This is a genomic window from Bordetella genomosp. 10 (genome assembly GCF_002261225.1).
Lineage (GTDB): Bacteria > Pseudomonadota > Gammaproteobacteria > Burkholderiales > Burkholderiaceae_B > Bordetella_C.
The window spans coordinates 2736260-2754874 of sequence record NZ_NEVM01000005.1 but is presented as its reverse complement, the minus strand read 5'-3'; the positions used below and the strand labels follow the sequence as shown (position 1 = coordinate 2754874).

Genomic DNA, 18615 nt, shown 5'->3' with positions numbered 1-18615 from the left:
CGAGGCGGACAGCAGACCATGGCCGTCACCGCCCTCCACAGCAGCGCCTGGCACCGCGTCGGCAACCTGCGGCCGCGCCTGCGTTCGCACGTGCGCATCCATCGCCACGTCTATCGCGGCGAAATCTGGTACGTGATGCAGGACCAGAGCAACGGCGAATTCCACCGCTACACGCCCGAGGCCAATCTGCTGATCAGCCTGATGGATGGCCGGCGCACGGTGCAGCAGATCTGGGACATCGCCTGCGGCCAGTTGCCCGACGACGCCATGCCCCAGGACGAGGTCATCCGGCTGATGGCGCAGTTGCACCGCGCGGACGTGCTGCTGACCGACCGGGCCCCCGACGTGCGCGACCTGGTGGAACGCCGGCGCCGCCAGCGCATGCAGAAGATCAAGCAGTACGTCGGCAATCCCAGCGCGCTGAAACTGCCGCTGGTGGATCCGGACCGCTGGCTGGCGCGCACCCTGCCGCTGGTGCGCTGGATCTTCACCTGGTTCGGCGCCCTGCTGTGGCTGGCGGTGGTGGGTTATGGGGCCGCGCAGGGAGCCATGCACTGGCAGGCCTTGACGCACAACGTCTGGGACCAGGTGTTTTCCGCCGGCAACGTCGTGACCATGGTGCTGGTGTATCCCATCGTCAAGGCCATCCATGAATTGGGACACGCCTATGCCATCAAGGTGCGCGGCGGCGAGGTGCACGAGATCGGCCTGATGTTCCTGCTGCTGGTGCCCATCCCGTACGTGGACGCGTCGGCGGCCGCGGCCTTTCCGGAGAAGCGCCACCGCATGCTGGTCGGCGCCGCGGGGATCATGGTGGAGCTGTTCCTCGCCGGCCTGGCGATGGCGGCCTGGGTGCAACTGGATCCCGGCCCGCTCCGTTCGGTCGCCTATACCGTGGTGCTGATCTGCGGCGTATCGACGCTGCTGATGAACGGCAATCCGCTGCTGCGCTATGACGGCTACTACGTCCTGTCGGACGCCATCGAGATACCCAACCTGGGCCAGCGCGCCAATGCCTATGTGGGCTACCTGGCCAAGCGCTACCTGCTCTGGCTGGAGGCGGCCGAGCCGCCGCACGCCGGCGCCGGAGAAAAGGCCTGGTTCGTCTGCTACGCGGTACTGTCCTTCTGCTACCGCCTGTTCATCATGAGCCTGGCCATCTTCATCGTGGCCAAGCGGTTTTTCTTCTTCGGCATCCTGCTGGCGCTGTGGTCGCTGTACACGGCCATCGTCCTGCCGCTGTGGCATCTGGTCCGTCACCTCTGCACGGATCCGCAGATCCAGGCCCGGCCGGCGCGGTCCTACCTGGTGGCGGCGGTGTGCGTGGTGGCCATCGCGGGGCTCCTGGGGCTGGCGCCCGTGCCGGCGTCGACCAATACCGAAGGCGTCGTGTGGGTTCCGCCCACCGCGCAACTGCGGGCCCCCGTCAGCGGTTTCATCCGGCAGGCGCTGGGCGAGGACGACAGGGTGATCCCCGCCGGCACGCCCCTGGTCATCCTGGACAACGACGAGCTGGACCGCCGGCTCGCCACGCTGGCCGCCCAGTCCGACGAATACCAGGCCAGGTACGTGGAGGCCTACGCCAAGAACCGCGTGCAGGCCGACATCATGCGGCACCAATGGGCCAGCTTGCAGACGGAGCGGCGTATCGTCCAGGGCCAGGCCGACGCCCAGCGCGTGGCCAGCGCGCACGAGGGCCGCTTCGTGCCGGCCCATCCGGGCGACATGGTCGGCCGCTATGTGCAAAGGGGCGAGCTGCTGGGCTATGTGCTGACCGACGCGGAATACGTGCGGGTGGTCGTGCCGCAGTCCGGCCTGGAGCGCATCCACCGCTCGAACGAAGGCGTCAGCGTGCGGCTGGCGCAGGATACCGGGCGCTCCTACGGCGTGGCCATCGCGCGCGAGGTGCCCGCCGCCACCGACGAACTTCCCAGCATGGCGCTCAGCCTGCAAGGCGGCGGCACCATCGGCGTGGACACGCGCAAGTCCAAGGACGGCGCGGCGAAATCCGCCGAAAACCTGTTCGTCATGGACCTGGCGCTGCCGCCCGGCATGCCGCGCCTGTATCTGGGCGGGCGCGTCTACGTGAAGTTCGAGCATGCGCCGCGGCCTTTGTTGCAGCAGGCCTATGACGCCCTGAGGCAGGTCGTCCTGCATCAGCTTCAGGTGTGACATGGATAGCGTCGCCATCGCGCAGCCCAACCCGCTCTATCCCGAAAGGGAAAGCGAGCGTTATGCCAATCGCCTGGAAGCGTGGGGAACCGGATGGCTGCGCGGCCTGCGGCGGCAATGGCGCCAGCCCCTGTGGCGCAGCCGCCGCATCGTCGCGCGGGTGCGGCGCGAGGGGGAGCTGCTGGGGCAGCCATCGCTGGAGCAGTTGCGGGAAAAGGCGGCCGCGGCGGCCTACGACCTGCGCTGCCAGGGCATTACCGCCGCCACCGCCGCGCGCGCCTTTGCCCTGGTGCGCGAGGCCGCGCGGCAGACCCTGGGCAAGACGCATTTCGACGTGCAGGTGCTGGGCGGCTGGGTGATGCTGCAAGGCATGGTCGCCGAGATGCATACCGGCGAGGGCAAGACCCTGACCGCCACGCTGCCCGCGGCGACGGCCGCGCTGGCCGGCCTGCCGGTGCACGTCATCACCACCAACGACTACCTGGTCGAGCGCGATGCGGCCATCATGGCGCCGGTTTACGAGGCGCTGGGCCTGACCGTGGCCGCCGTCACGGCGGAGATGGACATACCGGCGCGGCGCGCGGCCTACCGGGCCGATATCGTCTATTGCTCCAACAAGACGGTGGTGTTCGACTACCTGCGCGATCTCATCGTGCTCGATGACGACAAGGACGAGGACAGCCTGCGCCTGGAGCGGTTGCGCGGCGGCGCGGGGCGCACTTCCCGGCTCTACCTGCGCGGCCTGTGCTACGCCATCGTCGACGAGGCCGACAGTGTGCTGGTGGACGAGGCCCGCACCCCGCTGATCATTTCCGGCGTGCAGGAGCAGGACATCGCCGGCGTCACCCGCCAGGCGGTGGACCTGGCGCGCGCGCTGGCGCCGGAACACTATCGCGTATTGCGCGACGAGCGCCGCGTGGGCCTGACGGAGGAGGGCCGGGAGGCGTTGCGGACGCGCTGCGCCGCGCTGCCCGAGCCCTGGAACATCCCCTTCCGGCGGGAGGAGCTGACGCTGAACGCGCTGACCGTCCTGCATCTCTACCAGGTGGACGAGCAGTACATCATCCGCGACGGCAAGATCATGGTGGTGGACGAGTTCACTGGCCGCGTGATGGCCGACCGGTCCTGGGGCCAGGGCCTGCACCAGATGATCGAATACAAGGAGGGGTTGGCACTGACCGACCCCCGCCAGACGCTCAAGAGCATCAGCTACCAGCGGTTTTTCAAGCACTACCTGCGCCTGTCCGGCATGACGGGCACCGCCGCGGAAATCCGCAAGGAGCTCGGCCGCGTCTACGACCTGCCGGTGGTGCCCATCCCCACGCACCGCAAATCGCGGCGCCTGTACCGGCCCGACGTGGTCTGCCGCACCCTGCGCGACAAATGGGCGGCGGTGTGCGCGCGCACGGCGGCGCTGCACGCGCGCGGCGTGCCCGTGCTGATCGGCACCCGGTCGGTGGCGGCGTCCGAGGAAGTCGGCCGCCATCTGGCCGCCGCGGGCCTGGCGCCCGTGATCCTCAACGCCAAGCAGGACGCCGACGAGGCCGGGATGGTGGCGCGGGCGGGAGAGACGGGCAGCATCATGATCGCCACCAACATGGCCGGGCGCGGCACCGACATCGCCTTGTCGGACGAGGCCCGCGCGGCCGGGGGGCTGCACGTGATCCTGACCGAGCGGCACGAGTCCGCCCGCATCGACCGCCAGTTGCAGGGCCGTTGCGCGCGCCAGGGCGATCCCGGGCACGCGGAGGCCATCCTGTCGCTGGAGGACGCGGTGCTCGACAGCGTGGCCCGCACGTGGATGGCGCGCGCCATGGTCCCCATCCTGGCGGCCTTTCCCGGGCTGGGCGCGCGCTGGCTGCGCCACGCCCAACGACGCACCGAAATCACCCAGGCCCGCGACCGCAAGCGCCTGGTCGCCGCCGACGAGCAATTGGAGAAGTCCCTGTCCTTTTCCGGGCAGGGCGATTGAAGATGATCATGCCGACAGACCGAATCACATCCGCATCCTCCGGGGCGCCGCGCGCCCGCCGCGTCCTGGGGCCAGTGGCGGCCGCCTTCCTGCTTCTCGCGAGCCAGGCGCCGGCCCTCGCGCAATCGCCGCCCCTGGCGCTGCCTTCCGCGCAATCCGATCTGTCATCCGACAGGCTCTCGCCGACGGCATTGCCCGGCGGCGGGGCGGGCGGCCACGACGCCGTCAGCCTGCAAACGCCCATGGCGTGCCTGATCGAACCCTATATGGTTTCCGAACTGGGCAGCCCCGTCGCCGGCGTCATCGAAAAGATTTCGGTGCAGCGCGGCGACACCGTCAAGAAGGGCGACGTGGTGGTCACCTTGAACAGCAGGGTCGATGAAGCCACCTTGAACGTGCGCCGCGCCGAGTCCGCCTACCTGGCGCGCGCCGTGCAGCGCAACAGCGACATGTACGCGAAGAAGCTGTTGCCGGCCAGCGACTACGACGAGATCAGCTCGAAGAGCCGCCAGGCGGCGCTGCAGGTCGAGCTGCAGCAGGCCATCCTGGCCGAGCGCAGCATCCGGAGCCCCTTCGACGGCGTGGTCGCCGAGCGCTATGCCGGCCCCGGCGATCGCGTCAACGACAACAAGATCGTCAAGCTGGCCCAGATCGATCCCCTGCTGGTCAAGGTCGTGGTGCCTGAAAGCCTGTACGGGCAGATCAAGATGGAAGCGGCCGCCGAGGTGACGGTCAACGGCGCCATCAGCGACAAGCCCCTGCGCGCCAGCGTATGGCGTATCGACAAGGTGATGGACGCAGCCAGCGGCACTTTCGTGGTGCTGCTCAAGGTCGACAACAAGAACAACCGGATCCCCGCGGGGATTCGGTGCTCGGTGCATTTCTAGCCCGAGTCCCCGATCCAAGTCCTTGATGCACAAATGAAAATGCCCAGCCATGAAGGCTGGGCATCGAATTCGTGGTGGCCTGGGGCGGAATCGAACCACCGACACAAGGATTTTCAATCCTCTGCTCTACCGACTGAGCTACCAGGCCAACGAAGTCCGCAACTATACACAATTTTTTGGCTTCGTGCCGGGCAGGGAGCAGAAAATTTGATGAAAGTTAAGACTTGTGCGTGTCAGGCTCGTCGCAATCTGTCATTTTTACGCCAAGCGTTATAATCATTTGCCCTGGGAGCCCCGCGTCTGGCGATCCGCCCGGTTCCACCACGCCCGGCCCTCCTAGTTCCCTCCGCGTTGCACGCGGATTACGCCCAAATGTCGGTAGACGTTCTTACTTTCGGCCTGAATCACACCTCCGCCCCGGTTTCGGTGCGCGAGCGCGTGTCGATGCCCGTCGACCTGCTGCGTCCGGCCCTGGAGGGCCTGCGCGCCGCCTTCGGCGGCAAGGTGCGCGAGGCGGCCATCCTGTCGACCTGTAATCGTACCGAGGTCTACTGCGCGGCCGAGCCGCAGGTCGCCGAGCAGTTGCCCGCGTGGCTGGCCGACGTCAACCGCATCCAGGCCGTCGACCTGCAGCCGCATCTCTACCGCCACCAGCAGGACGGCGCCGTGCGCCACGCCTTCCGGGTGGCCAGCGGCCTCGATTCGATGGTGCTGGGCGAACCGCAGATCCTGGGCCAGATGAAGGACGCCGTGCGCGCCGCCGGCGAAGCCGGGTCGCTCGGTACCCTGTTGCACCAGTTGTTCCAGCGCACCTTCTCGGTCGCCAAGGAAGTGCGCTCGCAAACCGCCATCGGCGCCGAATCGGTGTCCATGGCCGCCGCCGCCGTCCGCCTGGCCGAGCGCGTTTTCGGCAATATGGCCGATGCCCGCACGCTGTTCATCGGCGCGGGCGAAATGATAGAACTCTGCGCCACCCACTTCGCCGCCCAGAAGCCGCGCGAGATGGTGGTGGCCAATCGCACCGCCGAGCGCGCCGAGACCCTGGCGGGCCGCTTCGGCGCGGGCACCATGAAGCTGGCCGACCTGCCGGCCCGGCTGGCGGAATTCGACGTCATCGTGTCCTGTACGGCAAGCTCACTGCCCATCCTCGGCCTGGGGATGGTGGAGCGGGCCACGCGCCAGCGCCGCCACCGCCCGATCGTCATGATCGACCTGGCGGTGCCGCGCGATATCGAACCCGAAGTCGGCCGGCTGGACGACGTCTACCTGTATTCCGTGGATGACCTCGGCCGCGTGGTGCAAAGCGGCGCCGACGCGCGCCGCGCCGCTGTCGTGCAGGCCGAGTCCATCATCGAGAACCGCGTGCAGAATTTCATGCACTGGCTGCAGACCCGCGCCGTCGTGCCGGTCATCCAGGACCTGCATGCGGCCGCCGACGACGTGCGCGCGGCCGAACTGGAACGCGCCCGCCGCCTGCTGGCGCGCGGCGAATCCCCCGAGGCGGTGCTGGAACAACTGGCCCACTCGCTGACACAGAAGTACCTTCACGCGCCCTTGGCCGCCCTGAACCGCAGCGAAGGCGAAGACCGCACCCAACTGCTGGCCATGGTGCCGCGCCTGTTCCCCGGCCGCGACAACCGGCGTTAGCGACTCCCGTCGCCTGCTCGCCGCCGGCGCGGCCGTTCTGGTCCGCGCCTCCGTTTCCCCTTTTCCTTTCTGCGCTGACCTATGAAATCTTCCATGCGTGATCGCCTGGAGCAATTGTCCCGGCGGCTGGTCGAGCTGGACGCCTTGCTCGCCGAGCCCGACGCCGCGTCCGATATGGACCGCTTCCGCAAGCTCTCGCGCGAACGCGCCGAAATCGAACCCGTGGTGCAGGGCTACGCCGCCTACACGCGCGCGGAGGACGACCTGGCCACCGCGCAGGAATTGCTGGCGGACCCGGAAATGAAAGCCATGGCCGAGGACGAGATCAAGAGCGCGAAGGCCAGGATCGAGGAACTGGGCGCGTCGCTGCAGGTGCTGCTGCTGCCGCGCGACCCGGACGACGGCCGCAGCCTGTTTCTGGAAATCCGGGCGGGCACCGGCGGGGACGAAAGCGCGCTGTTCGCCGGCGACCTGCTGCGCATGTATACGCGCTACGCCGAACGGATGGGCTGGAAGGTCGAGCTCATGTCGGAAAGCGCGTCGGAATTGGGCGGCTACAAGGAAGTCATCGTCCGCATCGACGGCGACGGCGCCTACGGCCGCTTGAAGTTCGAGTCCGGCGGCCACCGCGTGCAGCGCGTGCCCGCCACCGAGGCGCAAGGCCGCATCCATACGTCGGCATGCACCGTGGCCGTGATGCCCGAGGCCGACGAGATGACCGATATCGTCATCAATCCGGCCGACCTGCGCATCGATACCTTCCGCGCCAGCGGCGCGGGCGGCCAGCACATCAACAAGACCGATTCCGCCGTCCGCATCACCCACCTGCCGACCGGGCTGGTGGTGGAATGCCAGGACGACCGTTCCCAGCACCGCAACAAGGACAAGGCCATGCAGGTGCTGGTGGCGCGCCTGCGCGACAAGGAAGTGCGCGAACGGCAGAGCAAGGAAGCGGCGCAGCGCAAGAGCCTGATCGGCAGCGGCGACCGCTCCGAGCGCATCCGCACCTACAACTTCCCGCAGGGACGCCTGACCGACCATCGCATCAACCTGACGCTGTACAAGCTGCTGCAGATCATGGAAGGCGACCTGGACGAGCTCATCGGCGCCCTGATCGCCGAGCACCAGGCCGAGCTGCTGGCCGCGCTGGGCGAGGACTGAGTGGCCACCGCCAAGGACATCCTGTTCGCCGCCGGCCTGCCCCGGCTGGAGGCGCGCATGCTGCTGGAGCACGTCCTGCAGAAGCCGCGTAGCTGGATCCTGGCGCACGATACGGACCCGTTGCCGCCGGAGGCGGTGCGCGCCTACGCCGTGCTGGCGGCGCGCCGCGCGGCCGGCGAGCCCATCGCCTACCTGCTGGGCGAACGCGAATTCATGGGGCATGCGTTCAAGGTGGGACCGGACGTGCTGATCCCCCGCCCGGAAACCGAACTGCTGGTGGAAACCGCGCTGGAGTGGCTGCGGGGCTTCGACTCGCTCTCGGTGCTGGACATGGGCACGGGCAGCGGCGCCATCGCCATTTCCATCGCGCTGGCCCGGCCCGACGTCGCGGTGCTGGCCACCGACCAAAGCCTGGCCGCCCTGAAGGTGGCGGCCGAGAACGCGCTGCGGCTCAAGGCCCGGGTGCATTTCTCGCCGGGCGATTGGTACGGGGCCCTGACGGCGGTGCGGAAGTTCGACCTGATCGTGTCCAACCCCCCTTATATTTCCCGCCAGGATCCCCATCTGGAGCAGGGCGACCTGCGCTTCGAGCCGCGCCGGGCCCTGACCGACGATGCCGACGGCTTGCAGGCCCTGCGCGTCATCATCGCCGGGGCGCCCGCGCACCTGAAACCGGGCGGCGCCATCTGGGTCGAACACGGCTGGGACCAGGCGGCCGCGGTGCGCGGCCTGCTGGAGGCGGCCGGCCTGCGCGGCGTCGACAGCCGGCGGGACCTGGCCGGCATCGAGCGGATTTCCGGCGGGTACCTATAATCACTGCATTGCTTGTCCCCGATAACCCATTCTTTCCCCAGGGGCCGACAGGCCCAGCGAGCGAACCATGAGCGACGTTCAAGAATTCCTCCGTGAAACCGTCACGCAGCATCCGGTGGTGCTGTTCATGAAAGGCACGGCCCAGTTTCCCCAATGCGGCTTTTCCGGCCGCGCCATCCAGCTCCTCAAGGGCTGTGGCGTGAAGAAGCTGGTCACGGTCAACGTGCTGGAAGACGACGAAGTCCGCCAGGGCATCAAGACGTTTTCGAATTGGCCCACGATTCCGCAGTTGTACATCGGCGGCGAGTTCGTCGGCGGCTCGGACATCATGTCCGAACTGAGCGAAAGCGGCGAACTGAAGAAGATGCTCGAAGCCGCCGGAGCCACTGCGTGACGCAGCCCAGGCGCCGGCTGGTGGTCGGCGTCACCGGCGCCACCGGCTCCCTCTACGCGGTGCGGCTGCTGCAGGCGCTGCGGTCGGTGCCCGACGTCGAGTCGCACCTGGTGGTCTCGGCCTCCGGTGTGCTCAACGCCAAGCATGAACTGGACATGGGCCGGCAGGCGCTGCACGCGCTGGCGGACCATGCCTATAGCGTGCGCGACGTCGGCGCCACCCTGGCCAGCGGCGCCTTTCCCACCGCCGGCATGGTGATCGCGCCATGCTCCATGCGCACGCTGGCGGCGGTGGCGCACGGTCTTTCCGACAACCTGATCACGCGCGCGGCCGACGTCACGCTCAAGGAGCGCCGCCGCCTGGTGTTGATGGTGCGCGAAACGCCCTACAACCTGGCGCACCTGCGCAATATGACGGCCGTCACCGAAATGGGCGGCATCGTGTTTCCGCCCCTGCCGGCCTTTTATTTCAAGCCGTCCTCGATCGAGGAAATGGTCGACCACACCGTGTCGCGCGTGCTGGACCTGTTCGGTATCTCGACGCCGGCCCCGCAATGGGAAGGCACCTGACGTCGTTCCCGGCGCTGCTCACTCGAACCTGACGAACGAGACCGTCGTCTCGCGGGGGCCCTCTTGCCCGGAAGGCGCCGCACAGGCATCTTCGTCGCCGGACGCATGCCCGCCGCCCGGATCCTCCTGGTCGAATGCGGTGTCGCCGTTCACGTCGGGCTGGCCGCTTGGGCGCAGGCCGGCGAAATCGAACAACTGGCGGTCCATCAGGTGCGACGGCGCCACGCTGGACAGGGCGTTGAAGATGTTCCAGGACCGTCCCGGATGCTGGCGGTCCCATTCCCGCAGCATGCGCCCGACTTCCTTGCGCTTGAGGTTCTCCTGCGAACCGCACAGGTTGCAGGGGATGATGGGAAAGCGCTTTTCCTCCGCGTAGGCCGCCAGGTCGGATTCCTGGATGTAGGCCAGCGGGCGGATGATGGTGTGGCGGCCGTCGTCGGACACCAGCTTGGGCGGCATGGCCTTGAGCTTGCCGCCATAGAACATGTTCAGGAAGAACGTGCCCAGGATGTCGTCGCGATGATGGCCCAGGGCGATCTTGGTACAGCCCAGCTCGTCGGCCACGCGGTACAGGATGCCGCGCCGCAGCCGCGAGCATAGCGAGCACATGGTCTTGCCTTCCGGCACCAGGCGCTTCACCACCGAATAGGTGTCGCGCGTTTCGATGTGGAAAGGGATGCCCAGTTCGCGCAGGTAGCCGGGCAGCACCTCGGACGGGAAGTCCGGCTGTTTCTGGTCCAGGTTGACGGCGATCAGCTCGAAGGGGAAGGGCGCGCGTTCGCGCAGCCGCATCAGCACGTCGAGCAGGCTGTACGAATCCTTGCCGCCGGACAGGCAGACCATGACGCGGTCGCCCGCCTCGATCATGTTGTAGTCGGCGATCGCGCGCGTGGTTTCGCGGGCCAGCCGCTTGGCCAGCTTGTTGGCTTCGAGGCGGGCCTTGGAACGGGCGGCTTTGGCGGCTTCCGCGGCCGCGGCCACGGAGGGATCAGGGGCGTTCATGATGGGGCAGGGTAGCGGTGGCGGGGCGGCTGGAACGGCAAGGGGCTGCACGCCGGCGCCGCGAAGCCTGGGGGCGGCTCAGCGGCTGGTGTAGATCTCCACGCCGACGGCGGCGCAATCGGAAAAGGCCATCGGCTTGCTGATGCGGATGCGCACCGCGCGGATGTCCTTGAACTCGTTCATCAGGCGCTCCGCCACTTGTTCGGTCAGCGTCTCGATGAGGTTGACGTGCGAATGCGTGCAGACCGCCACGATGGCCTCGCGCAGGGCGCGGTAGTCCAGCACGCTGTGGATGTCGTGGTCGTCGACGTCGCGCGTGATGTCGACGTCGATTTCCGCGTCGACGTGCAGCGGCTGCGTGGCGCGGCGCTCGTGCTCCAGGATGCCGATGCGGGCGTCGAGGGCGAGGCGGGAAAAGATGATGCGGCGGGTAGGCATGATGGCGGATAGAGGAATGAGCCTTCGCATTGTAAGTCCGTGGCGGGGCCTTCCGTTGCGGGAGCCGCCGCTACAATTCTCCTCATAATCAACTTGAGCAAAGATTGAAATGCCGCAATACAGCGACGCCATCATCGTGGGGGGCGGTCCGGCGGGGGCCTCGTGCGCCATTTGGCTGGCCCGGTTGGGACTGGCGCCGTTGCTGGTGGAGGCCGGCGCGCGCCCGGGCGGCCTGCCCAACGACAATCCCTTCGCGGACGACTGGATCGCCGCCTTGCCCGGCGTCACCGGCCAGCAGGTGGGCGCCAATATCGCCCGCAGCGTCGAGGCGGCCGGCGTGCCGGTGCGCTGCGGCCGGCGCGCCGTGGCGGTGGAACGCACGGAAACCGGGTTCGCGGTGACGGTCCAGGCGGCGCAGGGCGGCATGCCTGCCGCACCCGCACCCGCATCCGAAGCCCTGTACGGCCGCCATCTGGTCATCGCCTCCGGCGTGCGGGCGCGCAATCTCGCGGACGCGGCGCCCGGCGACCGCTGGCCCGGCGTGCTGGTGGGGCCGGGATCGGCCATCGTGGAACAGGACTATGCGGGCCGGTCGGTGGCCGTCCTGGGCGGCGGCGACAACGGTTTCGAGAACTATGCCTATGTGAAGAGCCGGGGCGCGAGCGCGGTCCATCTGTACGCGCGCACCGTGCGGGCGCGGCCGCAACTGGTCGACGCCGTGCCGGCGGCGGACCTGCGGCTGGGCGATTACCAGGTGGATCCGGTCGCGCGCCGGGTCGAGGAGCAGTCCTACGATCTGCTGCTGGTGCTCCATGGCTGGGAGCCTCAGGCGGATTTCGCGGCCTCCCTGGCGTTGCGGCGCGACGATCGCGGCTATATCCACACCGACTTCGCCACCGCGCGCGCCAGCGCGGAGGGCGTCTACGCGATCGGCGAGGTGGCCAATCGCATGCACCCCTGCGTGGTGACGTCGATGGCGGATGGCGTGGTGGCCGCCAAGGCGATACAGGCCGCCATCGAGCAGGAGTCCGGCCGGCAGCCCGGCGCCGCGCATTCATTCCATCGCAACCCATAATAGGGACTGCTTATCGGGTTAATAGCCCTATTGTCCTGTTTTGTGGAAAAGTGATTTAAGAAAATTCGGGTTTATCCCTACCCTTCATAAGCGCAGAATTCAGTCATCGGGAACAGCAACAGACCTCCCGGAATCACCCGGCCAGGTCTGCTCCCACTGTCAAGGACTAGGAGAACTGCCATGAAGACCATTGCTACCTCGCTGATCGTTTCGTTTGCCCTGATCGGTGCCGCCCAAGCCGCGGGCCCCGTCGGCAGCAGCATCGACACCCTGCCTTTCCAAGGCGTCTACGGCCAGGCCGACAACTCGACCAGCCGCGCCCAGGTGCAGGCCGAACTGCAAAAGGCCCGCAATGAAGGTCTGGTCGCCAACAGCGACGTCGACAACGCCCCCTTCACCGCGCAAGCCGATTCCGGCGTGTCGCGTGCTGAAGTCGCCGCGCAAGCCGCGCAGCACCCCACCGTCATCGGTGACCTGAACAACGTGCCCTTCCAAGGCTGATCGGCCGCCGGCCATCGCGCCGGCGTTCGTTGAAGTGCCAATGCCCCGCGCCACAAGCGCGGGGCATTGGTTTTTTCGGCCCCGGGGCGCCGGTCCTGCCGACCCGCGGTCCGGGCCTCGCCGGCGGCCACGGGCGGCCAGGCGGATCAGCCCGCCCGCGTCAACACGCAATCCAGCGGCGCCTGCGCCGCCAGGCGCGCGCGGAACACGCGCAGTTCGTCGCGGCGGAATACGTGCACGGCGACCGTGTCGCCGGGGCGGTATTGCGCCAGCAGCAGTTCCAGGCCGGCGGGGCCGGCCACGCGCAGGCCGTCGATGGCCACCAGTTCGTCGCCGGCCGACAGGCCCGCCTTGTGCGCCGCGCCGCCTTCCAGCACGCCGGCCAGCGCCACGCCGTCGCCCTGCTTGCGCGTGCGCGCATCCAGGCTGGGCAGGTTGGAGGCCGGCTTCCATTGCAGGGCGATGCCCTGGCCGGCCAGCAGCTCGGCCAGCGGCAGGTCGGCGAGGCCTTCGGCGTAGCGTTCGATGAACGCGCGCGCGTCCACGCCGGTCGCCTCGCGCACCAGCGCGGGCAGGCTGTCCTCGGCGATGCCTTGCGGCTTGCCCTGGTAGAAATCGCGCCCGTAACGACGCCACATCAGGCGCATGACGTCGTCCAGCGAATGGCGGCCGCGGGATTCCTTCCGTATGGTCAGGTCCAGCCCCAGCGCCACCAGCGAGCCCTTGGTGTAGTAGCTGACGATGGCGTTGGGCGAGTTCTCGTCCTGCTTGTAGTACCGCGTCCAGGCGTCGAAGGAGCTTTGCGCCACCGATTGCTTGAACCGGCCGGGACCGCGCGTCACCGTGGTGATGGTCTTGCCCAGCAGGCGCAGATAGTCGTTCTCGGCGATGGCGCCCGAGCGCAGCAGGAAGAGATCGTCGTAATACGAGGTGAAGCCCTCGAATACCCACAGCAGCCGGGTCAGCGCCGGCTGGCGCAGGTCATAGGGCGCGAACGCCGCCGGCTTGATGCGCTTGACGTTCCAGGTATGGAAGTATTCGTGGCTGACCAGGCCCAGGAAGCCGCGGTAGCCTTCGCCCTGGCCGATCTGGCCCTTCACCGGCAGGTCCTTGCGCGCGGTCATCAGCGCGGTCGAGGCGCGATGCTCCAGCCCGCCATAGCCGTCGCCGGTGACCATGGTCATGAACACGTAGCGATCGCTGCTGTCGAGAAAAGGCGCGCGCTTGCTCTGGGGTTCGAAAAAAGCGATCTGGGTTTCGCAGATGCGTTTCACGTCCGCGGCGATGCGCGGCAGGTCCAGGCGTGGAATCACGCCCGTGAACACGAGTTCGTGCTCGGCGCCGTGGGCCTCGAAGCGCGCCACTTGCGGCGTGCCCATTTCCACCGGATGGTCGATCAGCGCGTCGTAGTCCGGCGCGCGGTACAGGCCGAAGCCATGGCGCCGGGCCGCGCCGGCCACGCCGCGCGCCTCGGGCAGGCTGGTGTACACCTTCCAGCCGGCGATGCCCGGCGGCGGCGCCAGGTCCAGCAGGCAGGGCTGTTGCGCCTGGCCCTCGACGCACAGGAATACGCTGGCGCCGTTGAAGAAGCCGTGGCTTTCGTCCAGGTGCGCGCCGCGCACCGACAGATCCCAGGCATAGACCGTATAGTCCACCACCAGGGGGCCCTCGCAGGGCGCCACTTTCCAGGTATGGTTGTCGGTCTTGCGCACCCGCAGGCGCCGTCCGCCCGCGCGCGCCGTCAGCGTCTCGATCTGGCGCGAGAAATCGCGGATCAGGTAGCTGCCCGGAATCCAGGCCGGCAGGGACAGCGATTGGCCATCGGGGTCGGGCTGGCTGACGGTCAGCGTGACGCGATAGCGATGCCCGGCCGGATCGTGGGGTTCCAAGCGGTAAATTACGGGATGCGTCATGGGATGCGGTGGCTGGGTGATTGATGTGTAGTGATTGCCGCATTCTAAATGCTAAAAAATATCGACTTTCCACCGCCCGCGGGGGCGGTCCTTCAATCTTTGCGCAACCTTTGCCGCGACCCGCGAGGGCCGGCATCCAGGAGACAACCATGAGCGAATCGTTGGTGCTGGTCGAAACCCGTGGCCGGGTCGGTTTATTGACGCTTAACCGGCCCAAGGCCCTGAATGCGCTCAACGACGCGCTGATGGACGAACTGGGCAGCGCCTTGCTGGCGTTCGAGCAGGATGACGGCATCGGCGCCATCGTCATCACGGGGAGTGAAAAAGCGTTCGCCGCGGGCGCCGACATCGGCGCCATGAAGGACTGGTCCTATATGGACGTCTATCGCAGCGACTACATCACCCGTAATTGGGAAACGCTCAAGCGCGTGCGCAAGCCGGTCATCGCCGCGGTGGCCGGCTATGCCCTGGGCGGCGGCTGCGAGCTGGCCATGATGTGCGACCTGCTGATCGCCGCCGACAGCGCCCGGTTCGGCCAGCCGGAAATCAAGCTGGGCGTGATCCCCGGCGCCGGCGGCACCCAGCGCCTGCCGCGCGCCGTCGGCAAGGCCAAGGCCATGGACCTGATCCTGACCGGGCGCATGATGGGCGCCGAGGAAGCCGAGCGCGCGGGCCTGGTCTCGCGCGTGGTGCCGGCCGCCAAGCTGCTGGACGAGGCGATCGAGGCGGCCACCGTCATCGCCTCCATGTCCCTCGCGTCGGTGATGATGGCGAAGGAATCGGTCAACCGGGCCTTCGAGGGCTCGCTCAACGAAGGGCTGCTGTTCGAACGCCGGGTCTTCCATGCCCTGTTCGGGACCGAGGACCAGAAAGAGGGCATGGCCGCCTTCGTCGAAAAGCGCGAGGCCCGGTTCAAGCATCGTTAGTATTTGTTGCATCCCCCGCGGGGCCCTGGCGCTCCGCGCGGCCGCGCCCGGACAGGCGCGGCCGCCCATTTCCAGGGACGTAGCGATGTGTCCCTCGTCGTTGCGCCTTGAAACGCATAGGGCACACTTGTTTCATGCCCCGGGCCTATCCTGAAAAGCCCTGACTACCTGAAAAGACGTCGGATGGATGGTTGTCCATCCCGGCGCCGGCCTTGTCCTTGCTCGCGATGCCGTCCGGCCGGACTTCCTCTCCCGAGGCGGGCATCTCTCTTGCGAGGGCGCCGACTCAGCTTCAGGCAAATAACAAAGGAGCCCTCGATGCGTAATCTTTCACATCCTCGTCCCTTGCGCCTGGCCGTCCTGGCCTGCGCCCTGGGCTTGAGCTGCGCGGCCGTGGCGCAGTCGCCCCAGCCCACTTTCCGCCTGGTCTCCGAAACGCCGCTCCAAGCCGCCGCGCCGACGGTCAGCGGGCAGGAACTGCACGACATCGCGGTGGACGCCTATGTGTATGCCTACCCGATGGTGTTGATGGAGCTGACCCGCCGCAATGCGACCAACGTGCAGACGCCGCTGGACGGCCGCGCGCCGATGAACATGTTCGGCCACAAGACGGCTTTCCCCGATGCGCGCACCCCGGATGTCCATTGGCCCAGCACCGACACCCTCTATTCCAGCATGTGGTACGACGTCAGCCGCGAGCCGCTGATCGTGCGGGTGCCGGACGCCGGCAACCGCTACTACTTCCTGAGCCTGCTGGATATGTGGACGGACGTGTACGCGTCGCGCGGCACCCGGACCGTCGGCAACCGGCCCCAGGCGTTCGCGATCGTGGGCCCGTATTGGCAGGGCACCCTGCCCCCCGGCGTCGAAGGGGTGCGCAGCCCGACCTCCACCGGGTGGGTGCTCGGACACGTCCAGACCAACGGTCCCGCCGACTACGCCGCCGTGAACCAGTTCCAGTCGGGCCTGGTCACCCAGCCCTTGAGCACCGTCAGCCCGGCCTATGGCCAGCAGGCGGGCCGGACCTATATGCCGGTGACCGGCAACGTCGATCCCAACCTGAATACCCAGACGCCGCCGGCCGACCTGGTCGCCTCGATGGACGCCGCGACGTTCTGGGGCATCTTCGCCGAGGCCGTGCGCAACAACCCGCCGCACGCCAACGACTATCCCATGCTCGACCGCCTGCGCCGCATCGGCGTGGGGACCGGGCAGCCCCTGGTGTACAGCCGCCTCGATCCGGCGGTGCAGCAGGCCCTGGCCCAGGCGGGTCCGGAGGCCGGCCGCCGCATCGCCGACTACCTGTCGGGCCTGGGCGACGGCTACAACGGCTGGAACACCGTGTCCGAGGGCATCGGCACCTACGGCACCGATTACCTGCGCCGCGCCGCCATCGCCTATGCGGGGCTGGGCGCCGGCGTGCCGGAAGACGTGATGTATCCGGTCACCTCGATCGATTCCAAGGGCCGGGCGCTGGACGGCGACGAGGACTACGTCCTGCACTTCGACAAGGGCCAGTTGCCGCCGGTCAACGCGTTCTGGTCGCTGGTCGTGTACGGCCCGAACCAGACCTTCGTCGATAACCAGGCCAACAAGTACGCCATCCACAGCACGGACGCGCTGAAGTACAACGCCGACGGCTCGCTGGACATCTACATCCGCCAGAAGGCGCCGGGCCGCGACAAGCAGAGCAACTGGCTGCCGACGCCGAAGTCCGGCCCCTTCATGATGAACATGCGGCTGTACTGGCCGCGCAGCACCGCCCTGGACGGCAGTTGGGCGCCCCCGCCGGTGCAACGTGACTGATCGGACATGGGATCCCAGGCTTGCCGTCCGTTCGACGGCGGCCTCCTGCCGGGGAGCTCCCCGCTCTCCGGCGCCCTGCTGATCGCGGCCGGCCGCGGCTTGTCCCCGCGGCCGGGATCGCGCCATTAGGCGGCCTTGCGGCCGCCTTTTTTTTGCCGCCGGGCCGCCCCAAGGCAAAAACGCCCCCTCGGGGGGCAGCAAGCGGCGCAGCCGCGCGGCGTGGGGGCATTTTTTGTCCGCGATTCGCGTGGAGAGGGACGTTGCGCAAATGACACGTCCCCGGATTGGGGCCCCGTGCTCAGCGCTGCGTCAGCCTTTTCGTTTGCGGGGAGCGTAACTAACACGCTATACTCCAATAGTTTGACGCTTGCGGGTTACATAACGCATCGCGTCGTCAGCAGGGAATCTTCATCACATAAGCTTCACGATAGGCATCACTACATAGACATCCCTAAGGGCAGCGAATCGGGTCTGGCGGCAACGGTCCGAACGCGTCCTCCAAGCGGTTTCGAAGCATCTCTGGTCGTCCGGTTTTTCGTATAAATTTCAGGTAGATAGGTCGGGTTTAACAGTCCGCTGGCGGTTCACCATGCGGCGCGCGAGCGTCGGCGTGCGGTGGCCAGGGGCGGTCAGCCTGGAAATCCTTGGATGTTACGGAAAGAAAGCGGATGACGGCGTTGGCGAAGCCAGGCGAGGCGGCAACGGCGGGGCGGATAAGTAGTGAGCAATAGTGAAAAACAACCGGGTGCGGGTAAACGATGAAAGTCGGTAACCTTGACCAGGGGGTGGCATGACCGGGCATGGGACGGAAAACCGGGACGCATCCAATGCGGACCGGGTCGCAGAAAGTGCGGCATACGCTCATGCGTACGAGCCGGGCGGCATCAAGCTCAGCGCCGAGGACAAGGCGGCGCTGGATGCGAGGGCAGGCCGGGGGCTGGTGCGGGCGGTCATGGCCCAGGGTGTGATGGCGGTGCTGGCGACAGTGATTGCCGGGGCGGTAGCGGGATCGGCGGCAGCCTGGTCGGCGCTGGCGGGGGCGGGGGCATATTTCGTGCCAAATACCCTGTTTGCGTTGCGGTTGTTGCTCAACGCGCACCAACCCGGGCGGGCCAATCCGTTTACGTTTTTCCTGGGCGAAGCATTCAAGCTGGGCATGACGGTTCTGCTGTTGGGGCTCACGGTTTACTTCGGTCGTGGACAAATCGTCTGGCCGGCTTTGTTGATCGGTTTGCTGTGCGTGCTCAAGGGGCATGTGCTGCTGCTGATGACGGGCAAGTTGTCATAGCGACGCATCAAAGTTTTTGTTCTAACGGCTGGCGTCCGCGCCAGCGACAGC

The 18615-nt window shown here is 67.6% G+C and carries 16 protein-coding genes and 1 tRNA gene; 13 read left to right on the top strand and 4 right to left on the bottom strand.

The window, feature by feature from the left end:
• The first annotated feature begins 18 nt into the window (after window positions 1-18).
• From CAL29_RS28505 to CAL29_RS28495, 3 genes are read left to right on the top strand one after another with little or no spacing between them, the layout of a single operon-like run.
• Window positions 19-2172 (top strand): hypothetical protein, encoded by a 2154-nt coding sequence (locus tag CAL29_RS28505; RefSeq protein ID WP_094856241.1) that lies wholly within the window; start codon window positions 19-21, stop codon window positions 2170-2172.
• Between the two features lies 1 nt (window position 2173).
• On the top strand, window positions 2174-4144 hold the full coding sequence (locus tag CAL29_RS28500) for a preprotein translocase subunit SecA (protein WP_094856240.1): 1971 nt from the start codon (window positions 2174-2176) through the stop codon (window positions 4142-4144).
• 8 nt (window positions 4145-4152) lie between these two features.
• Window positions 4153-5031, top strand: coding sequence for an efflux RND transporter periplasmic adaptor subunit (locus tag CAL29_RS28495; protein ID WP_094856965.1), 879 nt, complete (start codon window positions 4153-4155; stop codon window positions 5029-5031).
• Between the two features lie 72 nt (window positions 5032-5103).
• On the opposite strand, the gene CAL29_RS28490 is transcribed toward CAL29_RS28495, so the two are convergent.
• A tRNA-Phe gene (locus CAL29_RS28490) sits at window positions 5104-5179 on the bottom strand.
• Between the two features lie 224 nt (window positions 5180-5403).
• Between CAL29_RS28490 and hemA the strand changes: the two genes are divergently transcribed.
• The 5 genes from hemA (at window position 5404) to CAL29_RS28465 (ending at window position 9615) form a co-directional block, all read left to right on the top strand.
• Complete coding sequence (hemA, locus tag CAL29_RS28485) at window positions 5404-6678, top strand: glutamyl-tRNA reductase (RefSeq protein WP_094856239.1); 1275 nt, start codon at window positions 5404-5406, stop codon at window positions 6676-6678.
• Between the two features lie 81 nt (window positions 6679-6759).
• Window positions 6760-7839, top strand: a complete 1080-nt coding sequence (prfA, locus tag CAL29_RS28480; RefSeq protein ID WP_094856238.1) for a peptide chain release factor 1 — start codon at window positions 6760-6762, stop codon at window positions 7837-7839.
• A complete protein-coding gene (gene prmC / locus CAL29_RS28475; protein ID WP_094856237.1) occupies window positions 7840-8652 on the top strand; it encodes a peptide chain release factor N(5)-glutamine methyltransferase in 813 nt (270 codons plus the stop codon).
• Window positions 8653-8719: 67 nt separating this feature from the next.
• Window positions 8720-9046 carry a Grx4 family monothiol glutaredoxin gene (gene grxD / locus CAL29_RS28470; protein WP_094856236.1) on the top strand — a complete coding sequence of 109 codons (327 nt, stop codon included), beginning with the start codon at window positions 8720-8722 and terminating at the stop codon, window positions 9044-9046.
• Window positions 9043-9615, top strand: a complete 573-nt coding sequence (locus CAL29_RS28465) for a UbiX family flavin prenyltransferase (protein ID WP_094856235.1) — start codon at window positions 9043-9045, stop codon at window positions 9613-9615. The genes grxD and CAL29_RS28465 overlap by 4 nt, the downstream gene beginning before the upstream one ends.
• An 18-nt stretch (window positions 9616-9633) precedes the next feature.
• Here the strand turns inward: CAL29_RS28465 and ttcA are convergent, their stop codons facing one another.
• On the bottom strand, window positions 9634-10617 hold the full coding sequence (ttcA, locus tag CAL29_RS28460; RefSeq protein WP_094856234.1) for a tRNA 2-thiocytidine(32) synthetase TtcA: 984 nt from the start codon (window positions 10615-10617) through the stop codon (window positions 9634-9636).
• 78 nt (window positions 10618-10695) lie between these two features.
• Window positions 10696-11055 carry a dihydroneopterin aldolase gene (folB, locus tag CAL29_RS28455; RefSeq protein ID WP_094856233.1) on the bottom strand — a complete coding sequence of 120 codons (360 nt, stop codon included), beginning with the start codon at window positions 11053-11055 and terminating at the stop codon, window positions 10696-10698.
• Window positions 11056-11164: 109 nt separating this feature from the next.
• Here folB and CAL29_RS28450 point away from each other — a divergent pair, with 109 nt between their 5' ends.
• Entirely contained in the window at window positions 11165-12130 is a 966-nt protein-coding gene (locus CAL29_RS28450; protein WP_094856232.1) for an NAD(P)/FAD-dependent oxidoreductase, read from the top strand.
• Window positions 12131-12310: 180 nt separating this feature from the next.
• Entirely contained in the window at window positions 12311-12631 is a 321-nt protein-coding gene (locus CAL29_RS28445; protein ID WP_094856231.1) for a DUF4148 domain-containing protein, read from the top strand.
• 146 nt (window positions 12632-12777) lie between these two features.
• Here the strand turns inward: CAL29_RS28445 and CAL29_RS28440 are convergent, their stop codons facing one another.
• On the bottom strand, window positions 12778-14544 hold the full coding sequence (locus tag CAL29_RS28440) for a M61 family metallopeptidase (RefSeq protein WP_094856230.1): 1767 nt from the start codon (window positions 14542-14544) through the stop codon (window positions 12778-12780).
• Between the two features lie 149 nt (window positions 14545-14693).
• Between CAL29_RS28440 and CAL29_RS28435 the strand changes: the two genes are divergently transcribed.
• The 3 genes from CAL29_RS28435 (at window position 14694) to CAL29_RS28425 (ending at window position 18564) form a co-directional block, all read left to right on the top strand.
• Entirely contained in the window at window positions 14694-15470 is a 777-nt protein-coding gene (locus CAL29_RS28435; protein WP_094856229.1) for an enoyl-CoA hydratase, read from the top strand.
• A gap of 318 nt (window positions 15471-15788) precedes the next feature.
• On the top strand, window positions 15789-17276 hold the full coding sequence (locus CAL29_RS28430; RefSeq protein WP_094856228.1) for a DUF1254 domain-containing protein: 1488 nt from the start codon (window positions 15789-15791) through the stop codon (window positions 17274-17276).
• Between the two features lie 790 nt (window positions 17277-18066).
• Window positions 18067-18564 (top strand): ATP synthase subunit I, encoded by a 498-nt coding sequence (locus CAL29_RS28425; RefSeq protein ID WP_094856227.1) that lies wholly within the window; start codon window positions 18067-18069, stop codon window positions 18562-18564.
• Window positions 18565-18615: the final 51 nt, after the last annotated feature.